The sequence below is a fragment of the Botrimarina mediterranea genome (genome assembly GCF_007753265.1).
GTDB lineage: Bacteria > Planctomycetota > Planctomycetia > Pirellulales > Lacipirellulaceae > Botrimarina > Botrimarina mediterranea.
Window position 1 is genome coordinate 2,418,756 of record NZ_CP036349.1, and the last position, 18,985, is coordinate 2,437,740.

General features: G+C 57.7%; 13 protein-coding genes. 2 read left to right on the top strand and 11 right to left on the bottom strand.

What is annotated here, in order from left to right; genetic code table 11:
* Nucleotides 1-130 precede the first annotated feature (130 nt).
* Both Spa11_RS09670 and Spa11_RS09675 read left to right on the top strand, forming a co-directional pair.
* Complete coding sequence (locus Spa11_RS09670; RefSeq protein ID WP_145111400.1) at nt 131-2,452, top strand: S8 family peptidase; 2,322 nt, start codon at nt 131-133, stop codon at nt 2,450-2,452.
* A gap of 491 nt (nt 2,453-2,943) precedes the next feature.
* The gene (locus tag Spa11_RS09675; protein ID WP_145111404.1) at nt 2,944-4,182 is read left to right on the top strand and encodes a tyrosine-type recombinase/integrase; all 1,239 of its coding nucleotides are present in this window, start codon (nt 2,944-2,946) and stop codon (nt 4,180-4,182) included.
* 180 nt (nt 4,183-4,362) lie between these two features.
* Here the strand turns inward: Spa11_RS09675 and Spa11_RS23610 are convergent, their stop codons facing one another.
* From Spa11_RS23610 to Spa11_RS09730, 11 genes are all read right to left on the bottom strand, one after another.
* Nucleotides 4,363-5,007: an HNH endonuclease gene (locus tag Spa11_RS23610; RefSeq protein ID WP_145111407.1), complete on the bottom strand. Its 645-nt coding sequence runs from the start codon at nt 5,005-5,007 to the stop codon at nt 4,363-4,365.
* Complete coding sequence (locus Spa11_RS09685; protein WP_145111409.1) at nt 4,986-6,257, bottom strand: GNAT family N-acetyltransferase; 1,272 nt, start codon at nt 6,255-6,257, stop codon at nt 4,986-4,988. The genes Spa11_RS23610 and Spa11_RS09685 overlap by 22 nt, the downstream gene beginning before the upstream one ends.
* Before the next feature lie 46 nt (nt 6,258-6,303).
* Entirely contained in the window at nt 6,304-6,906 is a 603-nt protein-coding gene (locus tag Spa11_RS09690; RefSeq protein ID WP_145111412.1) for a GNAT family N-acetyltransferase, read from the bottom strand.
* A 433-nt stretch (nt 6,907-7,339) separates the two neighbouring features.
* A complete protein-coding gene (locus Spa11_RS09695; protein ID WP_145111417.1) occupies nt 7,340-7,627 on the bottom strand; it encodes a DUF1580 domain-containing protein in 288 nt (95 codons plus the stop codon).
* 67 nt (nt 7,628-7,694) lie between these two features.
* On the bottom strand, nt 7,695-9,053 hold the full coding sequence (locus tag Spa11_RS09700) for a replication initiation factor domain-containing protein (RefSeq protein ID WP_145111420.1): 1,359 nt from the start codon (nt 9,051-9,053) through the stop codon (nt 7,695-7,697).
* Nucleotides 9,054-9,308: 255 nt separating this feature from the next.
* A complete protein-coding gene (locus tag Spa11_RS09705; RefSeq protein ID WP_145111423.1) occupies nt 9,309-9,788 on the bottom strand; it encodes a hypothetical protein in 480 nt (159 codons plus the stop codon).
* 306 nt (nt 9,789-10,094) lie between these two features.
* Entirely contained in the window at nt 10,095-10,346 is a 252-nt protein-coding gene (locus Spa11_RS09710) for a DUF1156 domain-containing protein (protein ID WP_231933228.1), read from the bottom strand.
* Nucleotides 10,347-10,368: 22 nt separating this feature from the next.
* On the bottom strand, nt 10,369-10,848 hold the full coding sequence (locus Spa11_RS09715; RefSeq protein WP_145111426.1) for a hypothetical protein: 480 nt from the start codon (nt 10,846-10,848) through the stop codon (nt 10,369-10,371).
* A 7-nt stretch (nt 10,849-10,855) separates the two neighbouring features.
* Nucleotides 10,856-15,154 (bottom strand): sacsin N-terminal ATP-binding-like domain-containing protein, encoded by a 4,299-nt coding sequence (locus Spa11_RS09720; protein WP_145111429.1) that lies wholly within the window; start codon nt 15,152-15,154, stop codon nt 10,856-10,858.
* A 34-nt stretch (nt 15,155-15,188) separates the two neighbouring features.
* On the bottom strand, nt 15,189-18,695 hold the full coding sequence (locus tag Spa11_RS09725) for a helicase-related protein (RefSeq protein ID WP_145111432.1): 3,507 nt from the start codon (nt 18,693-18,695) through the stop codon (nt 15,189-15,191).
* A gap of 40 nt (nt 18,696-18,735) precedes the next feature.
* Nucleotides 18,736-18,954, bottom strand: coding sequence for a MerR family DNA-binding transcriptional regulator (locus tag Spa11_RS09730; RefSeq protein WP_145111435.1), 219 nt, complete (start codon nt 18,952-18,954; stop codon nt 18,736-18,738).
* Between the last annotated feature and the right edge of the window lie 31 nt (nt 18,955-18,985).

Below are 18,985 nucleotides of genomic sequence, written 5' to 3' on the forward strand. Positions count from 1 at the left end.
CTACGCGGGTACGCGAGGGGGAGACTTTACGAGTCCCCCCAAGCCCGAGCGCACGTCACATGGGTCCAAGCTGCTCGGGGATCTAGACCGGGCGGAGAAAGATGCGCGAAAGCGGCTAGCTACTGAGCCGGTGCGGGAGGGATTGCAGTTCCTGCCGCTGGTGTTTGGCGAGAGCGAAGAGTTTGAGCTGCCGCTAGAGCGTTTGGAGGACGAGCGTAACGGCGTACGCGTCGTCAACATGCGAGTGGAGGGGGACCAGCGTCGCTACTTGGTCGCCGTCCCCGATTCTCAAGTTGCCGAGTTCGTCAAGAAGTTCCGAGAATATCAGACCGACGACACGGCCAAAGGGAAGCCGAAGAATGAGCCGTTGGCGGCGGGGACGGCTTCCATCGGCTCCGGTGACTTGGCCGATTACTGGACCGAGGTGGGCGAGAGTCTTCCCGCAGGCGACGAAACCTTTTGGTGGGAAGTCTGGCTTGACGAGGACGCCCGGGATGAGGTGGAAAAGGAGTCTGCCGAAGGGGTGGAGGAATGGTTCCGACGGGTCGCCAAAACGCAATCGATTCTGTTAAGCGACCGGGCGGTCTCCTTTCCCGAACGGGTCGTGGTCCTCGCGTTCGCGTCGCTCGACCAGTGGCGAGCGTTCCCTGGCTTGCTCCGCCATCTCGCCGAGTTCCGTCGAGCAAACCTTGTCGCTAGCGAATTCACCCGCCTTGCGCCGAGCAGTCAAGCTGAGTTCGTAGAGGATCTGCTAGAGCGGGTCCGGTTCGCCGACGCCCAGGCGCCGACGGTTTGTTTGCTCGATACGGGCGTCAATCGAGGCCATCCGCTTCTCGCGCCCGCCCTGGCGAGCGGCGACAACCAAGCGTACGTCTCGTCGTGGCGAACAAGCGATGACACGGGACACGGCACCGAAATGGCCGGCGTCGCCCTCTACGGAGACCTCGCCAAGAAACTGGCCAGCGACCGTCGCTATCAATTGCGGCACCGACTAGAAGCGGTCAAGGTCTTGCCCCCGAGCGGCAAGAACGAGCCACCCGACTACGGCCCTATCACGGTTGGCGGGATGGCGAAGGCCGAGCTGCGCAAGCCGAAGCGGCGACGGGTGTTCTGCATGGCGGTCACCGCCGATGGCGGCGACTTGTGGTGGCCAACACTGTGGTCGGCGCAGATCGATCAAGCAACGGCTGGCGGCGAGGAAGGCGAGCGGCGACTGGTGGTGCTGGCCGCTGGGAATGTCCGCGAAGAGGTAGGCAAGAATTACCCCAACGAGAACTACTTGAGCAGCGTCGAGGACCCCTCGCAGGCGTGGAACGCACTCACCGTAGGGGCGTACACGAAGCTTGCATGGCTCGACGAAGACGGGCTAGCGGGATACCGACCGGTGGCGGAGCCGGGCGGTCTGTCGCCCGCGAGTCGTACGTCGTATTGCTGGAGCGGTTCGGCTTGGCCGTACAAACCGGATGTCGTCTTCGAAGGGGGCAACTACGCGGTCAACGAGCAGGGGTTTGTTACGAGCAGCGAGGACCTTGAGTTGCTGACGACTCAGTCGTCGGCCGAGGGGGACGCCTTGCTGGGAACGGTCCGCGACACCTCCGCGGCGACGGCGCTTGCGGCGCGGATGGCGGCGCAGCTTATGGCCGAGTATCCCACGTTCTGGCCGGAGACGATTCGGGGTTTGATGGTCCACTCGGCTGATTGGACACGACAGATGCGGAAGGAATTTCCTCACAGCCGTCGCAAGGAGCGCCTGCGGGTCTACGGGATGGGGGTGCCCAACATGGCCCGCGCCCGTCGGTCGGCAAGCGGCTACGCGACGATGGTCGTCCAGGGCATTATCCAGCCTTTCCGCATGGAGGGGAGCCAAGGGAAGTCGCACGAGATGCACTTACACGATCTGCCGTTGCCGCGGAAAGTACTCCAAGAGCTAGGCAACACGTCGGTCAAGATGCGCGTCACGTTATCGTACTACATCGAGCCAAACCCACCGCGCCGTGGTGAGGTCGCCAAGTACCAGTACGCCTCCCACGGATTGCGTTTTTCCGTAAAGCGACCGACTGAGTCCTACGAGCAGATGCTCAAACGACTGTCGCGTGCCGCGTGGTCGGATGGGGAACGGCTTCGAAGACGTCGTGACGAGAGCGTCGTCAAGGATGAACGCCATTGGGAGTTGGGGCCAGAGTCAGTCGCCGTGCGTGGTTCGGTCCATTCCGACTACTGGCGTGGAACAGCAGCGGAACTCGCTGATTCAGCGCTAGTCGGTGTCTACCCGGTTACTGGTTGGTGGCGCTACCGCCGTGACGCGAGCGTCGTCGAGCAGAAGACGAGGTACGCACTCGTCGTGAGCATCTCGACCGATTCGAGCAATGTAGATCTTGTGCAGGCAATCCAGGCAGAGATCGCGGCCCAGGTTCCGATTGCCTCAGATATAGACATCGATATTGAGACTTAGCCTGCCTACCAGAGTATCACGCTCTGATTGACAGCCCTGGGATCAGCGTAATGGCTCCACTATCGAATGGGCCTGCCCATGCAAGGTGCATTTTCACGGGAAGCCTGTGCCACTGGAGGAACTTCATGTCCAGACCCGTGAGCGCCAACAGCATGCTTCGCGTGAGGTGATCGCCCTGTGCTGGGCAGCTACTAGTTTGAGGTTCAAATTCCGCTAACGGTCGCCAAACTACGAGCAAACTTGCTGTCCCTTGCAAGCCTCGCAAACTAGTAGTAACGTTAGAAAAAGGCTATAAACGTAGTAGTTTCATCGCTTGGCTTGGCGGCCCCTCATAACCTCGAGGTCGTCGGTTCGAATCCGGCCCCCGCCACTTTCTCTAAGTCCTGCTGAAACCGTACTTTAGGTTACCGGCCATAGGTTGGCCGAGCGGCTTGCTGGAGCCCAAGCGAGGTAAAACTACCTCGCTTGGTAACTCGTAGTGAGTTTCCGCCGTGCCCAACCTCGTTAACCGTCCGCCCAAGTACCGTTTTCACAAGAGCACCGGCCAGGCTGTCGTCTCGATTGACGGCAAAGCCATCCAGCTGGGGCCCTTCAACTCGTCGCGCAGTTTCGAGCGCTACGAGGAGCTTATCAAGGACTGGCGCCGTCGCCGAGACGATCAGCGCCCCGACCTCGCCGAGCTCGACCCCTACTCGGTCGTCACCGTCAAGCAGCTCCGTGCACGGCTGCGCGAAGGTCATGCGGTTACGCTCAACGAGCTGGCCCTGGTCTACGAGGAGCACGCCCACTCGTACTACCGAAAGAATGGCAAGATCACGCGGGAGGGTGAGCAGGTCAGCGAGATCCTGCGGTTTCTCCTGCGGCATTACGGCGACGAAGACGCCGCTGAGTTTGGGCCGGTAAAGCTCAAAGACTTCCGCGAGCTGATGATCGACCCGAAGGGGTGGTCTAGAAAGCACATCAACGAGAACGTCAACCGCATCCGCCGGTTGTTCGCCTGGGCCTGCGAGAACGAGTTGGTCTTGCCGGCCGTGCACCAGGCGTTGCAGGCGGTCGCCGGCCTCAAGAAGGGTCGGAGCAACGCCCGAGAGACGAAGCGCGTCACCGTAATCGATGACGCGACCGTCACCGCCACGCTACAGCACGCGCCGGAGATCATCGCCGACATGGTGCGGTTTCAGCGGCTCACGGGAACGCGGCCGGGCGAAGTGTGCAACCTACGCCCCTGCGACATCGACCGCACGGGCGAAATTTGGGTCTACGAGCCGGACGAGCACAAGATGGAGCACTACGGCACTCAGAGGCTGGTGATGATCGGGCCGAAGAGCCAGGCGGTGCTGCGGCCCTACCTCGAAAGGGCGGACAAGACGTTTTGCTTCGTCCCGGCCGAAACGGCTTGGATGGCCAAGCGCCGGCGGGGCGCCGAGGGAGCGGCTGAGTCGTTCGAGACAATCCTCGCGCGGGCCCACTTCGTCGCCAGGAAGCGCGGCGCCACGAAGCCCTATGACGCGGGAAGCTATCGGCTGGCGGTGAATCGGGCCGCGCTAAAAGCCGGTGTCGAAAAGTGGTCGCCGAACCGGTTGCGGCATACGGCGGCGACCGAGGTGCGGAAGCAGTTCGGGCTCGAGGCGGCCCAGGTGGTTTGTGGGCATCAAAGCGCGGACATCACGCAAGTTTACGCGGAGCGCGATCTGGCACTGGCGATCAAGGTAGCTCAATCACTCGGGTAAGCTAATCCGGTCTTTGCTGCCAAGTCGCGCACAGACACTTTCGCAGCCAAGAGCTATTACAAAGATTGGCAGAGTCGAAAATGCGTAGGAGACCGCCGCGGTCCCCGAACCGTTCAGATCGATCGGAAGACTAGCCGCGGCGCAACACATCATTCTGCCGATCTGTTTGCCGGTACGGAACTAATACCTGTCGGGCAGTTCGCCACGGCTATGACGATCAAAGTGCGATTCGGAAATGCCCTCTGGGCGAGCGTTGCTCTTACATCGCAATATATCCAGACGCGGTAAACTCGATGGATATCCTAGGTCCCATGTCAACGATTCATGATCGTCATTCTCCTCCCAGCGGCAAATCTTGTTTATTACTTCTCGCCGGTACTTCTGGAGGCGAGCGTCGTTAAGGTTGAATGCATCTATCGCATACTCTCCCTCCTTAGTCAGAGCCGTAGCAACTCCGTTGTCTTCAATCCGCAGATGATTTCCCAATCCATCAACACAAGGGTCAAGCACTTGTGCAGTCAGTTTGGCGGAGTTGCAACGGTTGCAAGCGTACACAAGATTGTCATACGCACACACCAGCGTTAGCTCGACGCTCTTGGGAACGACATGATCGACGCCAAAACTATCCGGACCGTTGGGATACCAACGCTCTCGCAGTAAGCAGTACACGCACCGAAAGGAAAACTCGTCTCTTAACCAGGGCTTGAAGGAAGGGTAATGGGTATATCCGATGGGACCGTGGCGCCGAATGTGGGCATCGGTCGGATATGCAAAGACGGATCGTCCTGTCTCACACGACATAGTCATTGGCCCGGGAGGGGGCATATTTCGTGTTGATAACTTCCAAACTCACTCTGGAGTTGTAGAAATTCAGTCAACTCATCTGGAGTCAGGCCAGAGCGATACTTCTTATCCACAAGTATTGCACGCCGCCTGGACTTCTCTTCTGTCCAACCGTCATCCACAAGCTGTTCATGCTCCTGGGTAGCGGCGATCAGCTCTGCTAGGTGAGCGGCAGGCCTATCCGGAATCCAGGGAAGTTGAATGTCGTTAGCTTCTTGAGCGCTGCTTTCACCCTTGGCCTGCACATCGCTTTCTGCTTCAAGCACTAGCGGCGACGAAGTCTTGGCAGGAATCCAGCTCAGCGCAGGTAGTTCGCTCGATGCAACACCAGACAGGCCGACAAATGCAGCCCATCGCGTACCGGAAGGCGATAGCGTGATATTCGAGCGGCGAGCCCAGTTCACCAAGGCAGCGGAATTATGTTCCGAGTGGTCGCCCCAGGGAATCCAAAAGCGAATGGGCAACCCCTCTGGGGCTCCGTCTCTAATTTCCTGCACTAATTGGGTGGCAAGCCCACGACGGCGATAATCGGGTCGCACGAATAACTCTTCAACGTCTATCGCTGTAGACGTTTGCAGGACGTGAGCCCACGCAACGAGTACATCGTTGTCACCGTCGCAGAACTCAAAAATCCAGGAAGTCCCTAGATGTGACCTCGCGCCGGGGAGGACGCGGAGGCTAATGCCTGGCTCAAGAGCAAGCGGAGAAAAACCAGATAGGTCCGCGGTCCAGCCTTCAACCAGTCTACGGGCGAGGTAGTCGAAAGATAGTCTTCCCGATCCGTTATCTCCCCATTCCCCGCCCCAGGAGTTCACAAATACGAAAGAACTTGTGGCGAAGTCGATATCGAGCAACGGCAACGAATGCACGCCAGTCACGGGCAAGTCGTAATCGTCTGGGATGTTGCCCCGGGCTGGGTTTTGCCATGCGGACGTTATCTCCAACGCGACGCTACAGATCCGAGATTGTGAGACTGCGTAAAGGCATTCCCGCTCGCTGCGTAACCGTTGGTAGTGAAATAGGCGGAACCGCTTAGATACTTTATCAACGTTGGCCGGCTCGTGCTTCGCTGCCTCTGTGACATCGCCGTTATCAGGCCAGAATCGTTCAGGGAGCATCCCCCATCCCTTAGAAATTCTGAACCATGTGATAGGCCACGCACCGTCTATTAGGGCATCGCTCCCTTCCACCAGCGTGCGCCGCGCCACATAGTAGCTAATGCTATCAGCCATGGCTTTGCTATCTGGATTTCAAAGGTGAGTACGAAGTGCGTGTGGATTAGAAGCCCTGGCCAGGGAGACCGACTACAGCCGCCCAACGCTTGTTCGATGCCTTTAGGGCTAGATGAAGCTTACAGGCAATAGCGCGAACACTACTCTCGTTTTCCAGCCAGTCAGAGAATGACACCCACATTCGCACCCGTCGCTTCTGATAGGCAGCTATTCCTAATATGTCTGCAACCATCGCTGTTGCCAATCCTTGCCGACGGAATGTCGGTTTGACGAAGAGCTCTTCGACGTCGAGATACGTGCCGCGAACGGTCAAAAACGCCCATCCCAGAGACTCATTTGCCTGCGGATCGAAATGCTCCATGCAAAATACTTTGTGGAAATCGGCCCGAGGTGAAGCGAGGATGTCTGCCTCATTCCAACGTAGGAGGGAGGGCTCAGATATCTGGTATCTTTCTTCGGGTCGTAGCGGCTGAGTAATCCAGGCATCAATCAAGTAGCGATCGAAGTATTCAAATGGCATGGTTCCAAAGCCCGCATTTCCCCATCCTGGACCCCATGTGTTTTGAAAGACGAAACTCTCGTTGATCAAGTCGAAGCCAACTAGTCGTACGTGATGCGCAGCCGCAATCGATTCGTCGAGCGGAGGCATCTCTATACATCCCATCTCAGCCGTCGCCCACTGCCGAGTTATCTCAAGGCCCACCGGTACTTCCACTCTGTACGAGAGAGCGATTCTCGCGTCGAGTGAAGTCCGCACACGTTGGTAGTGGCCGATTCTTAGATGCTTGGCCTGCTCATCCAGATCTTTAGGTTCCGGACCAGGCCAAGCTTCCTTCGTAACGCTCCGCCAGGCGGTTTGCGGAACTGCTCCCCAACCCTTGGCAATGCGTCTGGCTGAGATTGGCCAAACGCCCTTCATGCAGTCGCCAGGAAAAGTTCCTTCCAACTGTCGTGACCGTACGTCCGAATACATGGAGCTTAGTAGCATGTGACGGGGAGAACGGTGAAGGGCGGACCAGCTGTGTTGCTGAGACCGAGCTATAGTACTGCGGGCATGAATAGGCGGCCACTCGAGTATGTTATCACGGCATCGTGAGGCCACGGTTCGATAAGATGACGTCGATTTGAGCTTTGCGATGCGATTCTTGAACGTTGGTGGTTGTAGTTCCTAGGAATCGCTGCAAGGCTTCGAGGCTAGTGTAGCGGATACCGCCGAGGAGGGCCGATTCCAGGACCTTGCCGCGGACCCCTTTGAGGACCCAGCGGTAGATCGTCGTGATATGGACTTTCTTGCCGCGGCGGGTGGGCAGGTAGTCGGGAACTTCCTGGAGAGAGACGAGCTGCTCGCCATTGAGTGATTGTGGTTTCATGTGGATTTGGACGAGTGAGAGGGGGTAGATTTGGTTGAGGTGGATAGCGTCTCGTGCGCGGAGTTCGTCATCCTTCGAAGTCCATGCGGCGCTTGTGGGCGTGGTACATGAACTCTTGACGGCCTTCTGGCGATAGGAAGAGCGAGAAGAGAAGATCGCCTGCCTTCGTGGCGAATTGGGAGTAGCTGCTGAACTCAACTCCCATTTGCAGCAGGCAGCCCAAGAGGCAGCCGCGGGCTTGGGCGGCAAGCTGAATGGGCTCGACCTTAGTCCGGTCGAGCGGGGGCAACGGTGCTTCTGGCGGTCCGAAGATCGCCGCAAAGGCTTTTTGAATGGATTGCCAAAGCGGGTGGACCGTCGCTCGACTTTGGTGCTTGTTTTCCGAATCGACGGGCTCCGCGGTTAGACGGAACCATTCGTCGGTGAGGTAACCGGTCAGCCTCCCCCGCTGGTTGAGGAAGTCGCTAGGCGAGTCGATATTCAGGTCTCGGAGCTTATTTCGTCCGAGCTGGTATTCGATACGGGCCGCCGTCGTCGGAAACCTGCCGCCCCAACGTCGTTGTTCGAGGGCTTGCAGGTAGAGCGCGTCGGCCTTACCAAACTGCTCGCGGACCTTGTCGTAGACGGTAAGGTAGAGCGGAGACTTTCCAGCCGAGAATCCCGACCGCTCCCCGTTGAGAAGATTCTCGTGGGGTCTAACCGTAGTTGCGCGCGTAATGACGCAGTGGCGTTCGACCAGAGCAAGCAGTTCTTGAACTGGTAGGTCGGGGATGTCGAGGCAGAGGTCAACGCGGCTCAAGCATTCTTTGAGCCGGCGCCCGCCAATGGCGGAGAGGAATGCTTGCGCTCGCTCGTAGCCCTCATAGACGCCTACGAGGAGGCAGTGTCGGCCGGTCTGCTGGTAGGCAACGTTGGGTTGTCGCTTCCAGATCGCATGTTCGGCTTGCTGAGGGGTGACATTACGCGTCGCCACACCCAACATGGCGCCGCCGATGTCGATCTTGTACTCGTAGTGCTGGCCGCGATCGCCGCCGCGATTGAACCCGTGCCGGTGGACTCGCACTGGTCCGTAGCCGGGGACGATTACCTCGACGAAGGGGATGCGCTTTTCTTGGCAGCGTTTCTTCGCCGCTTGAAAGAGCGCAATTGCCGCTTCGAAAGTCTTGGTGTCTTCCCAATTGTAGTAGGCGAACCACTCGAACCAATCGATGCCGCCGGAGACGCGCAGTGTCTGGCAGCCCTCTGTCTCAATCTCGATAAGGCTACTTGGATCCCGGGTGTTACTAAGGCACCCGGGATCCGCAGTCGGCTGCGGTGCGGCGCCTTCGGAACGGCGGCGCTCCTCGCCGCCTGCGGCGTCGTTCTGCTCTTCGTTGCTATCGTGGTCGTTGTCTTCGCGCTCGTTGGGCGCATGGCTAGAATCCATTCTGCGTACTCCTGGGGCCCCGGGCGCCTGCCTCGTCGCCAAACAAGTGACAGGCGTTCGGTGGCCTCTTCTTGTTGAAGGGCTAGTTACTGAAGGAAAAAGACCTCTGCTCGGGCTCGACAAAAGGGGGGTCGCCCCATCCGTCTTCACCGCCGCGTCGGCCTCAGCTGACGTGAAGGCCGACGCGACGGTGAAGACGGAAGGGGCTCAGCGGGACCGGTAGGTTACGACGGCCGTAGCACTGGGCGGATTGGGTTACTTTTTGGGCGGCATCTCGGCCGACTCGTAGGCTTTGGGCTTTCTGCCGAACAAGCTCAGGAACATCTGGCCGAATTTGGTGCTTAGCAGTGACATGGCCCATGCCTCGTCGGCGAGCGCGAAGTCGATGAGCAGCGCCGCCATGCGAACCGGTGTGTGATTGAGATCGTCCGCCGTGCTATCGAGGCGGGATTTGAGGCTAGCAGGGATGGGCACCTGCAACCGCACTTCTTCTCCGCCCCCGCGTTGCAGCCAGCCGCGTTTGATTCCTTTGACTCGCTTTCTGCTGACTCTCAACGCTAGCCATCGCCCGATATTGTCGAGATCGTCCAGGGCGAAGCTAAGTAGCGTTTTCGCCAGCTCAGCCTGCGTCAGATGGAGAGCGGTCGCCCATCGCTGCAATTCGTCCGCTAGCTCGCGCGTGACGGGGATTTGCAGCTTGATGCTGTCGTCGAGTTCGGATTCGCGCTTAGCCATGGTATGCCTCTGATTCGCGGTGAGTGCATACGGAATCTAAGGAATCGGAAAAGATTCTGCAAGGACAAAAAAGAATGGCGACCTTTTTGGTGATCGCCGCTAGCGAGAGCCAGGCTTGTCATCGCGAGCCATCAATTCCGACAGAGCGAATGCGTGCGGGGCTTTGCCTCGGGAGCATTCGCAGACGTGCTTTGACTTGCGTTGAGTCACGATTCGAAACGCACATTTGCACTGCTCAACGCGAGGTAATACACTCCCAAAATCATAGCTCCAGCAAAGCAGTTGAGACTTAGGGCCGGCAGCCTCTCATAACCTCGAGGTCGTCGGCGGTGGATGACCTTTTCCTTCTGCAGGGCGGCGTCGACTTCCTCGGGCGTGACGATCGTTGACAAGCGACGAGAACAGCACCGCCCGACATGCGGCGAGTGGCCGGCGAGCCCACCAGAGGTGCAAGGTGGAAGGGTGACCGTGGCGGATCGACTTTTCACGAGCCGACTCGGCATTAATGGCCACCAGTGGCAGCGCCACCTCGATCAGTTTCTTGCGGTAAGTGCTCATGTCGCGGTCGGCTCTGCTAAATTCATGCGGGGCGAGCGACAATTTCGGGGCCTCGTGGCGGCGTGCCCGCCTTCCAATATTGGCCAGACTTGTAACTCTGCAGGGAGGAAATTGCTCGGATTTCGGAATCACTCAGCTTGGCAAGCTCATTTACGTGCCAGTAAACGGCCCAGTAGCCGGCTTGGTCGTCCTCGTACTTCAGCGTGGTTTCCGGACGGTGCTTCATGCCGTCCGGGTGTTCGCCAGAGTCGGATTCGACCGACCCGATGTACCAGCCGGTCCACTTAATCAGGTAGTCGAGCTTGCCCTCTTCATGATCGTGAGAAGGATAGATTAACACTGGCACCGTTTGGTCGCCACGGAGGTCGTCGATTTGGCGGAACAGCTCCCACTTTCGCGAGCCATAGGCCACAAACCCCGAAGCGGCGACCACCTCGGGACCGGCGTCCAGATGCTCTTCGGGCACGGGCGCCAACAAAGCAAAATCAATCGAGCTTTCCATGGTGCGATCAGTTCTCCGTATCGCAATGAACGAGGCGGTAATTGGCGGGGTGCAGTGTCACGTGCCCCTCCGCGTGCAAACGCTTGAGCTCGACACCCGCCAGAACATGGACCGAGTCGTCGAGATTCCGCAGGAGCAGTGAGTACTTCTCGGGGTAGCGATCGCAAAGGTTCCAGACCTCAGCCGGCAAATCGAGTGAGTCCTTGAAAAGGCAGCTTTCTTTGGGCCAGTAGCTCTGGATCAGCTGGCCTCCAACCGCATACTCGTCCCAGGCGAAGACGGCCCCTGGAGACTTCTGTAGTGAGCCACCATCGTCACGGTAGTAGCGATCGGTACCGTCCTTCGCGTACCCCTGCTCCGAAGCGAACAGGCTAATGAGCTTCGGCTTGGCAGCCTTGGGCGGATCGGGAGCCGCCGCGGTGGGCGCGAGGGTCTCGCCGTTTAAGCCTGAGGGTGATTCAACTGCGTCTACTTCCGCAGTTCCTCCTTCGATTCTCACAGAGAGATACTCATCAAGGCTATCGGCGTCGTCAGACCCGGCTGAGCCCGCGAGTTCGATCACGGGGTCGACATCGTCCGAGGTATCGCCCCGTTCCACTTGCTCATCGCCATTGCACTCAGCGGTGCTGCTGGGGCTTTCGGTAGAGTGCTCGCGATCGATCGGTTGAGCTGAACACTGGGCTTCGCTAGTGCTGCCTGAGTCGGTCTGAGTGGTTGCCGTGGGCAGCTGGCTGGACAGCGTGAAGTTTTCGTCCAGGTAGTCTTCGATAAAGCGATCTGAGCGATCGATGCAGGCGTGAATAGCGGCTCCAACGTCCGCTGAGTCGAACGCACTCGCCAGTTCGCGAGCGATGGAACGAAAGAGCTGCGCGACCGGCCGGTCAATCACGAACAGCCGAGTGTCACGCCAGACGGCATCGACTGGCCGCGACGTCCCCGCAGGTACGCCATCGATGTAGGGGACAGACTCCAGACCGTTGGCCACCTGCCAATGCGTATTGGCCAGTCGCAGCCCAAGCTCGCGGAGTGAAGCTTGCTTTGCTTCGTCCTCCAGTTCGATACGGGCAATTCCCTGACCAAGCGACCGCAGCCAGGGGCGTGGTTCGGCTTCAGCCAGTTCATCGACGGATTCCTCGAACTCCTCCGTGAGCTTACTTGCAAGGGTTGGCAGGAGATTAAATGGCGGCTGCTGGCATGTGTCGGAGTCCAGGAGTTGAAAGTCGGCCGTCGCCTGGCGTATCCGTCCGAAAAGATGCTTGTGGCCAGTGAGGGACTGCATGGTCAGGCAGTAGCGAAACTTGTCAACCGGAGCCCATTGGCCTTCCAGGTTGAGCCAATGCCCGCACTCAGTCCAAATCCTCTGCGCGAAGCGAGGTAGTAGCGGCTTAACGCGACGCAGCTCGTCGGCGGTGAGTTTCTGATCGGGTTCGAGACGATCCAGCCATCCCAGGGCGAGCTCAGCGGTAGGTCGATCGGCAACGCCTATCTTCGACCAGATCGCCAGACGCCGCAGAGCTGGATGCACAATCGCCGCGTCGGGGACTTCCTCGTTCGCGGTATTCAAGAAGGCTTCCCGAGAGGTGACCCATTCGCCACTAGTCGTGAACAACAGACGCTCCTCAGAAAAGGCCGCACGGATAGCCTCTGCTTCATCGGTAGAGCACTTGTTGAGCAGCTGATCCAGCCGGGTGCACCACTTCTCAATCTCGAAAATCGGTGGATCTTCATGCCCCGAAAAATTGCGAAGTCGCTCCAGCAGGCGATCCGGTCCGGTCGGCGTATCGCCCACCCCCAACGCGATCAGTAGTGGCCGGTTCCTTTCCGTGTCGTCTTCAGCGCGCACGAAGGGCTCAACGTCGAGCAGAGCCTCGGTTTCAGGCGTACGGCGAAGCAGCTCGCCCGGCTGACGTAGCTGGCCGCGATTATCGAGCAAGCATGGGAGGCTTCTCAGTCGACGTATCCAGTTGGAACTTAGAGTTCCTGAGATCGATTGCTGCGTGCCAGTGGTGGCGATCTGGTAGACACCGGCATTTAGAGCCTTGGTCCAATACGTAGACGGCTGCAAGAATACCTGCTCCATAAGTCGCTGCCAGATCGTAGGATCTTCGTCAGATAGCTCTTCCCAATGAATCCAATGCTGTGGATCGAAATCGATATCCTTCAGGACGAACTGGCTAGTTACGTAGGGATAATACGGTCCGCCGTCGACACCCCGTTCGCTTAATAACTTTGCTGCTTCCTTCCTGCCGCTGAACCACTTAGACGTCTCCGTCAGTGGAATAAACGTTTGCAAGCCACTCTTGCCGGAGGTGATCCAATCTTCCCAGTCGCTGTGAGAACAGGAGATGAATCCGTTGTAGTACTCCTCACTCAACACGTGCTCCTCGTACCACTGCTCATCTACGAAGTCGTCGAACGTTCCATGAACATCAGCAATCACGGGATGACCACCGGCGCGGCAGGTTCCATCGCGGGTTACAAAATGGAAACTCCCACCAACCTTCGCACCCAACTTGGCGGCGATTTGGGCAAGGCGAACATCATCCTTGGTGGAGTAATCGGGGTCTTTTGGCAGGCTACTTGCAACTTGTTCAATGACTTTTCCCGGGTCGCTCGCTCCGTCGAGCCCTAGCTTGTTCAGCAAGCCGGTTGCTGCAAGCCAGTCATTCCGCAGGCGATCGTCCATGGACTCATCCGCTTGGCGTCGCTGCTCAGCAAGGAACCGTGGCCAATTCTGATTGACCACCAAGAGGTACTTGGACAAAAACTCCCAGTCCTCATCACGCTGAAGCAGTCGTTTTTCGCCAAAGCGAACAACTTCGTTTGCTCCATAGAGCACATTCTTACCTTGCACGGGTAGAATGCGGATCTTCGTGCGATCGCGAGCGAGGTAGCTCTCGGCACGGACGTCGGACGAAACATAGGACCATAGGGCAAGCAGCCCTCCCCACGAGTCGGGACGTGGCAGATGACGGCTCTCGAGTTTATCGAGGACTGAGCTCTTCTCGATCTCTTCCGACAATCCCCACTCAGTGAGTTTGGCTCGATCGATAGCGCTAATCTTGGTGCATAGAAGTGGTCGAGCCGCGCCATCAAAGAGCTGCGACACCTGAGTAGGGCTCCAGACCCGAAGAATCTCCCGGGGAGCTCCTACACAAGCTCCAGCTGGTACTACCTTTCCCTCTTCAGTCAGTAGTACCGCCTGGTCATCAAGCGTGCGCGCGAATGCGTTCTGGACGATCGATGCCGACGCTCCCTCGATTGTCTGTGAGTGTTCTTCAATGTTGGGCATCAAGCCGTAAGCGCCTCCGCGGTCTTCGAGCCTGAGCGCCGTGTTGCCTAGCCACTCCAGCATTGCCTCGCTAGCCGTCTGTCCGGCCAGCTGGAGTAGCCAGCGGTTCGTGGGGGACCCGATTGGGTCTTTGATCTTCATCCGCGCCGGGTCTTGAATAAACGGCCCGTTGCATGCGAACGGCAAATGAGTCTTCACGCCCGTCGGCAGCACTACGTACAGCCTTCCCTCCATGCCCAGCACTATTTCCACACGGCAGTCGGGTAGCGGCGTTTCATCCTCCGCGGACACCATCCGTTCTAGGCGGATTTCCTCAACAGCTTCGTCTGGAATTGATGCATCGGGAGAACGCAGCAGTAAGAATCGCGTCTCTCGGTCGTCCTTCAATTTCATCCACTGTGAGCGAGCAACCGGACCGGCCCCATCCGGAACCCACTCGACCTTGGTCTCGCCTACCTTTAGCGAGCGAATTGTTTGAAAGAATAGCAGAGATGCAGGACTACTCAGCCAGTCATCGAGGTTCTTCTCAATCTCTGCACGGTGATTCTCATCTCTGATCTGAACTCGAATCTCAGTGCCATCAATGGGTGATGCGGGCACCCATCGAGGCTCAGTAAAGCGGCTCCGTTGAAACGCAACCGACAAGGTGCCCGTCCGTAACCTCACTTCGTCACCGAGACTAAAGGTGCTCTTGAAGCCAATGCCGCGGAAGCCGATGGTGTGAAGGTTTCTCTTGTTGGAGTACCCGAAACGACAGAGAGACTGGAAATGCTCCGCCACAAAGTCGCCGCCATTGTGACGAAAAACGAAGTCTCGCCCTTCTAGCTGGACACAAGCTCTCGTTGCCCCTGCGTCATCCGCATTCTGTAGGAGCTCCGAGACGACGTGCCGTGGGCTTTGCACCTGCTTGAAGAGCTGATGCCAAGGACCTGCCAGCTCTGGGTCCTGCTCAAGCTGGTCCCATCGGCTGCGAGCCTTGTCGCAAATTGGCGCAAAGTAGTCTGGCGGGTTCATTGAATAGACAGCTGATTAGGTTCGATAGGCAGGCCTAGGTGGGTGGTTGGCCCTTTGCCAGCAGGTCCCGTAAGTTGTAATTGACGCTAGTCACATCGAAGTCGGGCTCTCGCTCGAAAGGCTTTCTGACGTAGACCGGTGGGTGGACAACGTCCCCATCAACTTGCACCACGGCAAGGATGTAACTTGAAGCAGTGTTTATTCCGGTCACGATCTCATTGCGGGTGATCGTCACGGTATCTGCGCCCGCCACGCGTCCTTTCACTTCTAGAAACCGCAGCAGTTTGGTCTGACCGTCAGTCGACTCAACATCGTAGCCGCACTTCGCTTCACTGACGTCGCGAGGATCGTGTCCCAGCTGCCGCTCAGCGTCCATCACGGCCTTCATGGCCAGCATTTCAATTCGCTTCGTCTCTTTTGCATGCGCCGGCTCCGCGACGGGATTTCCTTGCAGTCGGCGAAGAAGACCGATGGGCACTACGAGCGCACCCCCGATTGCGAACGGTGCTTTGGGAGACAGCTGCTTCTCTTGCTCCAGCTCTTCCAGACGCTTCTGGAGCCTGCCTTGCAACTCATCAGCTCGTTGCTCTGCCTTACGTGAGTTGAGCTTTGGAGTACGCCCCGCCTCTTCTTGTGCTTTGAGCTGCTGAGCTCGATTGTCCCAGTGCATGTACTCTTTTGTTAATCGTTCAGTAACGGCGGAAATAGTTTTCTCGATCAGCTCTTCCTTGCGTCCTCGCACTTCCTGGACATGTCGCGGCACCAATTCAGAGATCGCGTGAGCAACGGCTCGCTCCTCCAGGTCTTGCTTCAGCCACTCCTCGTCGAGCAGTGGTTGCAGCTGCTTTGTCTCTTCTTCGGTAGCGGCGCGATAATCAAGGTAGGGAGCATAGCCAGCCGCCGACACGCTGCCTCCACTGTCAATCGACACGAACTGCAATTGGCGACTCACAACATGCCTACCCCCTCGGGGATTTGGACGAGCGTCGTGGATCGAGTGCTCTAGATAGAAGAGGGCCCGCGCCGCCTCCCCGGCATCTGTCTCGTCTACTAGTACAGCACCCTGCTTTAGCAGGTCCCGGTACTTTTCCAGAATGAGATCGATCGTAGAGTCCAGCAGCGGGTGACCAGGGCAGACGAACGCCGCCTGCCGCTGACCCTCAAGGTTGACAAGGTTTTTTTCAAAGGTGATCCGTTCGTATTTTTTCTGCAGTGTGTTGCGAGTCCCGATCTGCCTGTCACGGTTACGGATCTCTGCGGGAACATGCGAGATCTCGTATCGCTTACTTTCACGCTCGCGTAGCTTGCCTCCTAGGTGGGCGAATGCCTCATGGAAGAACGCGGCGATAAAATGAGGCTGCAGACGGCGGGCGTTGGCTCGCTCCATCTCGTCCCTAATCTGCCTGACTCGGGAGGTGTCCATCGTCTCTCGCTCAAGAGACTGGCTCTCAATGAGGGCCTGCAATCGGCTGTGATCCAATGCCCCCTCAACCCGTTCCTTCAGTCGCGCGCGGACTTCGGGCTGGCTTCCATAGAAGATTGCTTCTTGGAGAAGCTCTCGGAGTTGCCGCCCTTCAATTGCCTGGCCTAGAACATCAAAAACAGCACCGCCGAGAGCGTCGCGTTCGACTTCCAGTTTCTCTAGTAGTCGCCTAAAAACATCGCCCTCTCTCGTCTCACCGGCAACAAGGTTCCACAGGTGGCAAACGTTGGTCTGACCAATTCTATGGATACGGCCAAATCTCTGCTCTAGGCGATTAGGGTTCCAAGGAAGGTCATAATTGACCATCAGGTGCGCCTGTTGGAGATTGATGCCTTCACCCGCTGCGTCCGTGGCGAGTAGCACAAGAGTTTCTTTGTCGTGGGTAAAGCGATCTTGTGCGTCCTTCCGCTGCTCTCGTAGCATACCGCCGCTAATTGTTACAACGGATTCGGGATAGCCGAGAAGTGTTGTGATCCGGGAATGCAGGTAATTCAGCGTGTCACGGTGCTCAGTAAAAATCACAAGCTTCCGACGGTTGCCGTGCTCGTCGAACATGTGTTCATTGTCTTGAAGAAGCGAGGACAATTCTTCCCATTTCCTGTCCTTGCCACTGCTTCGCACCTGTTGTGCGAGTGTCTCAAGCTGGCGAAGGCTCTCGATTTCAAGCTCAAGTTCTGCGATCGTCTGTGCGGCAGTTGCTTGGTCAAGTATGCTCTCCTCGGCTGCCTCAAACTCGTCGCCTGGTCGATCCTCGAAGTCCTCAATGTCGTCGGGTTCGCTCAGGCTAGGCAGTGCGTCGTTAAAGTTCAGTCGCTCCGAAGCGCCCCGCTTCATGAGTTGGATCTCGCTTCTGCGACCCTCCAACCTCTCGCGACGCCGTCGTAGTGATTGGTAGATTGCCTCTGGAGACGACGCCAGTCTCCTCTGCAAGATGGTGAGTGCAAACCCAACGGTGCCTTGGCGACCTTCGTTTTGCAATGCCTTCGCCCGATCAAACTCTTGTCGCACGTAATCGCTGACTGCCGAGTAGAGGTGAGCTTCTTCGCGACTTAGCTCGTAGTTGACGGTATAAGCACGGCGTTCAGGAAACAGGCGAGTCTCATCGAAGCGTAGAAGATCCTCTTTGACCATTCGCCGCATCATGTCTGTTGCGTCGCACGTGTGCACGCCTGGTCGGAACGCACCTTCAAAACGATCGGCGTCGAGCAATCTCATAAACAGCTGAAAGTCCTCTTCCTTGCCGTTGTGCGGAGTTGCTGACATAAGAAGGAAATGCCGAGTCAACGTTGAGAGTCGACGCCCTAGCTTGTGGCGCTGCGTTTCCTTTACCTCGTTTCCGAATAGCGACGCCGACATCTTGTGCGCCTCATCTACGACGATGAGGTCCCAGTCGGTCACCTGCAGCTTGTCTTGGACGGCCTCACTCCTACTGAGTTTATCCAAGCGGCATACGACGAGGTCATTCTCTGTAAACCAGTTTCCACTGTAGGCAGATTCGAACTTGTCGTTCGTCATAATGTCGAACGGCAACTGAAACTTCTCGCTCAACTCATCCTGCCACTGCTCAACGAGGTTTCCAGGCGCTACGATCATGCACCGCTTCAGGTCGCCTCTAACAATTAGCTCCTTGATCAGGAGCCCGGCCATAATGGTCTTGCCAGCACCCGGATCGTCAGCAAGTAGGAACCGAAGAGGCTGCCTAGTCAGCATTTCCTCATAGACGGCGGTAATCTGGTGAGGCAATGGCTCGACCATTGACGTGTGCACAGCAAGAACCGGGTCAAAGAGGTACGCCAGTTGTATTCGCAAAGCCTCCGAGGTTAGCCGTAGCAATTCGCCATCGCCGGTAAAACTCCAAGGACGACCAGTCTCTACTAGTTCAAGTGTTGGCTCGCGATCTCGATAGAGAATCTCTTGATCCGTGGCTCCCTCCGGCGTCTCGTAGACTATCTTGAGTGCCCCGCTCCCAAACGGTTGTGCATCGATGATTTTCACCGTCACATTCGGGAGTATGCCTCGGACCGCCGAGTTCTTGGTGATATCTTCCAGTCGTGTCACGATCAGCCCTCTTCTGTGTTGATCCCTTAGGTCATCTGAACTAGCGAGGCCTTCTGGTCCGAGGTTGACGCTGTGTCGGATGGTCTACCTCGTGGAGAAGCCGATCGAGATCTTTTTTGGCGTATAGGCGGTAGCCGTTAATGGGATGACGCCTTTCCATAAGCTTTCCACATCTTCCCCAATTGCGGAGAGTGTTCGGAGCAACGCCGACATACTCAGCCGCTTCGCTTATGCGGAGATACTCGTCGAGTTTGGTCATGGCCGGATTGCCTGGGTGGTTTACGGCAAAA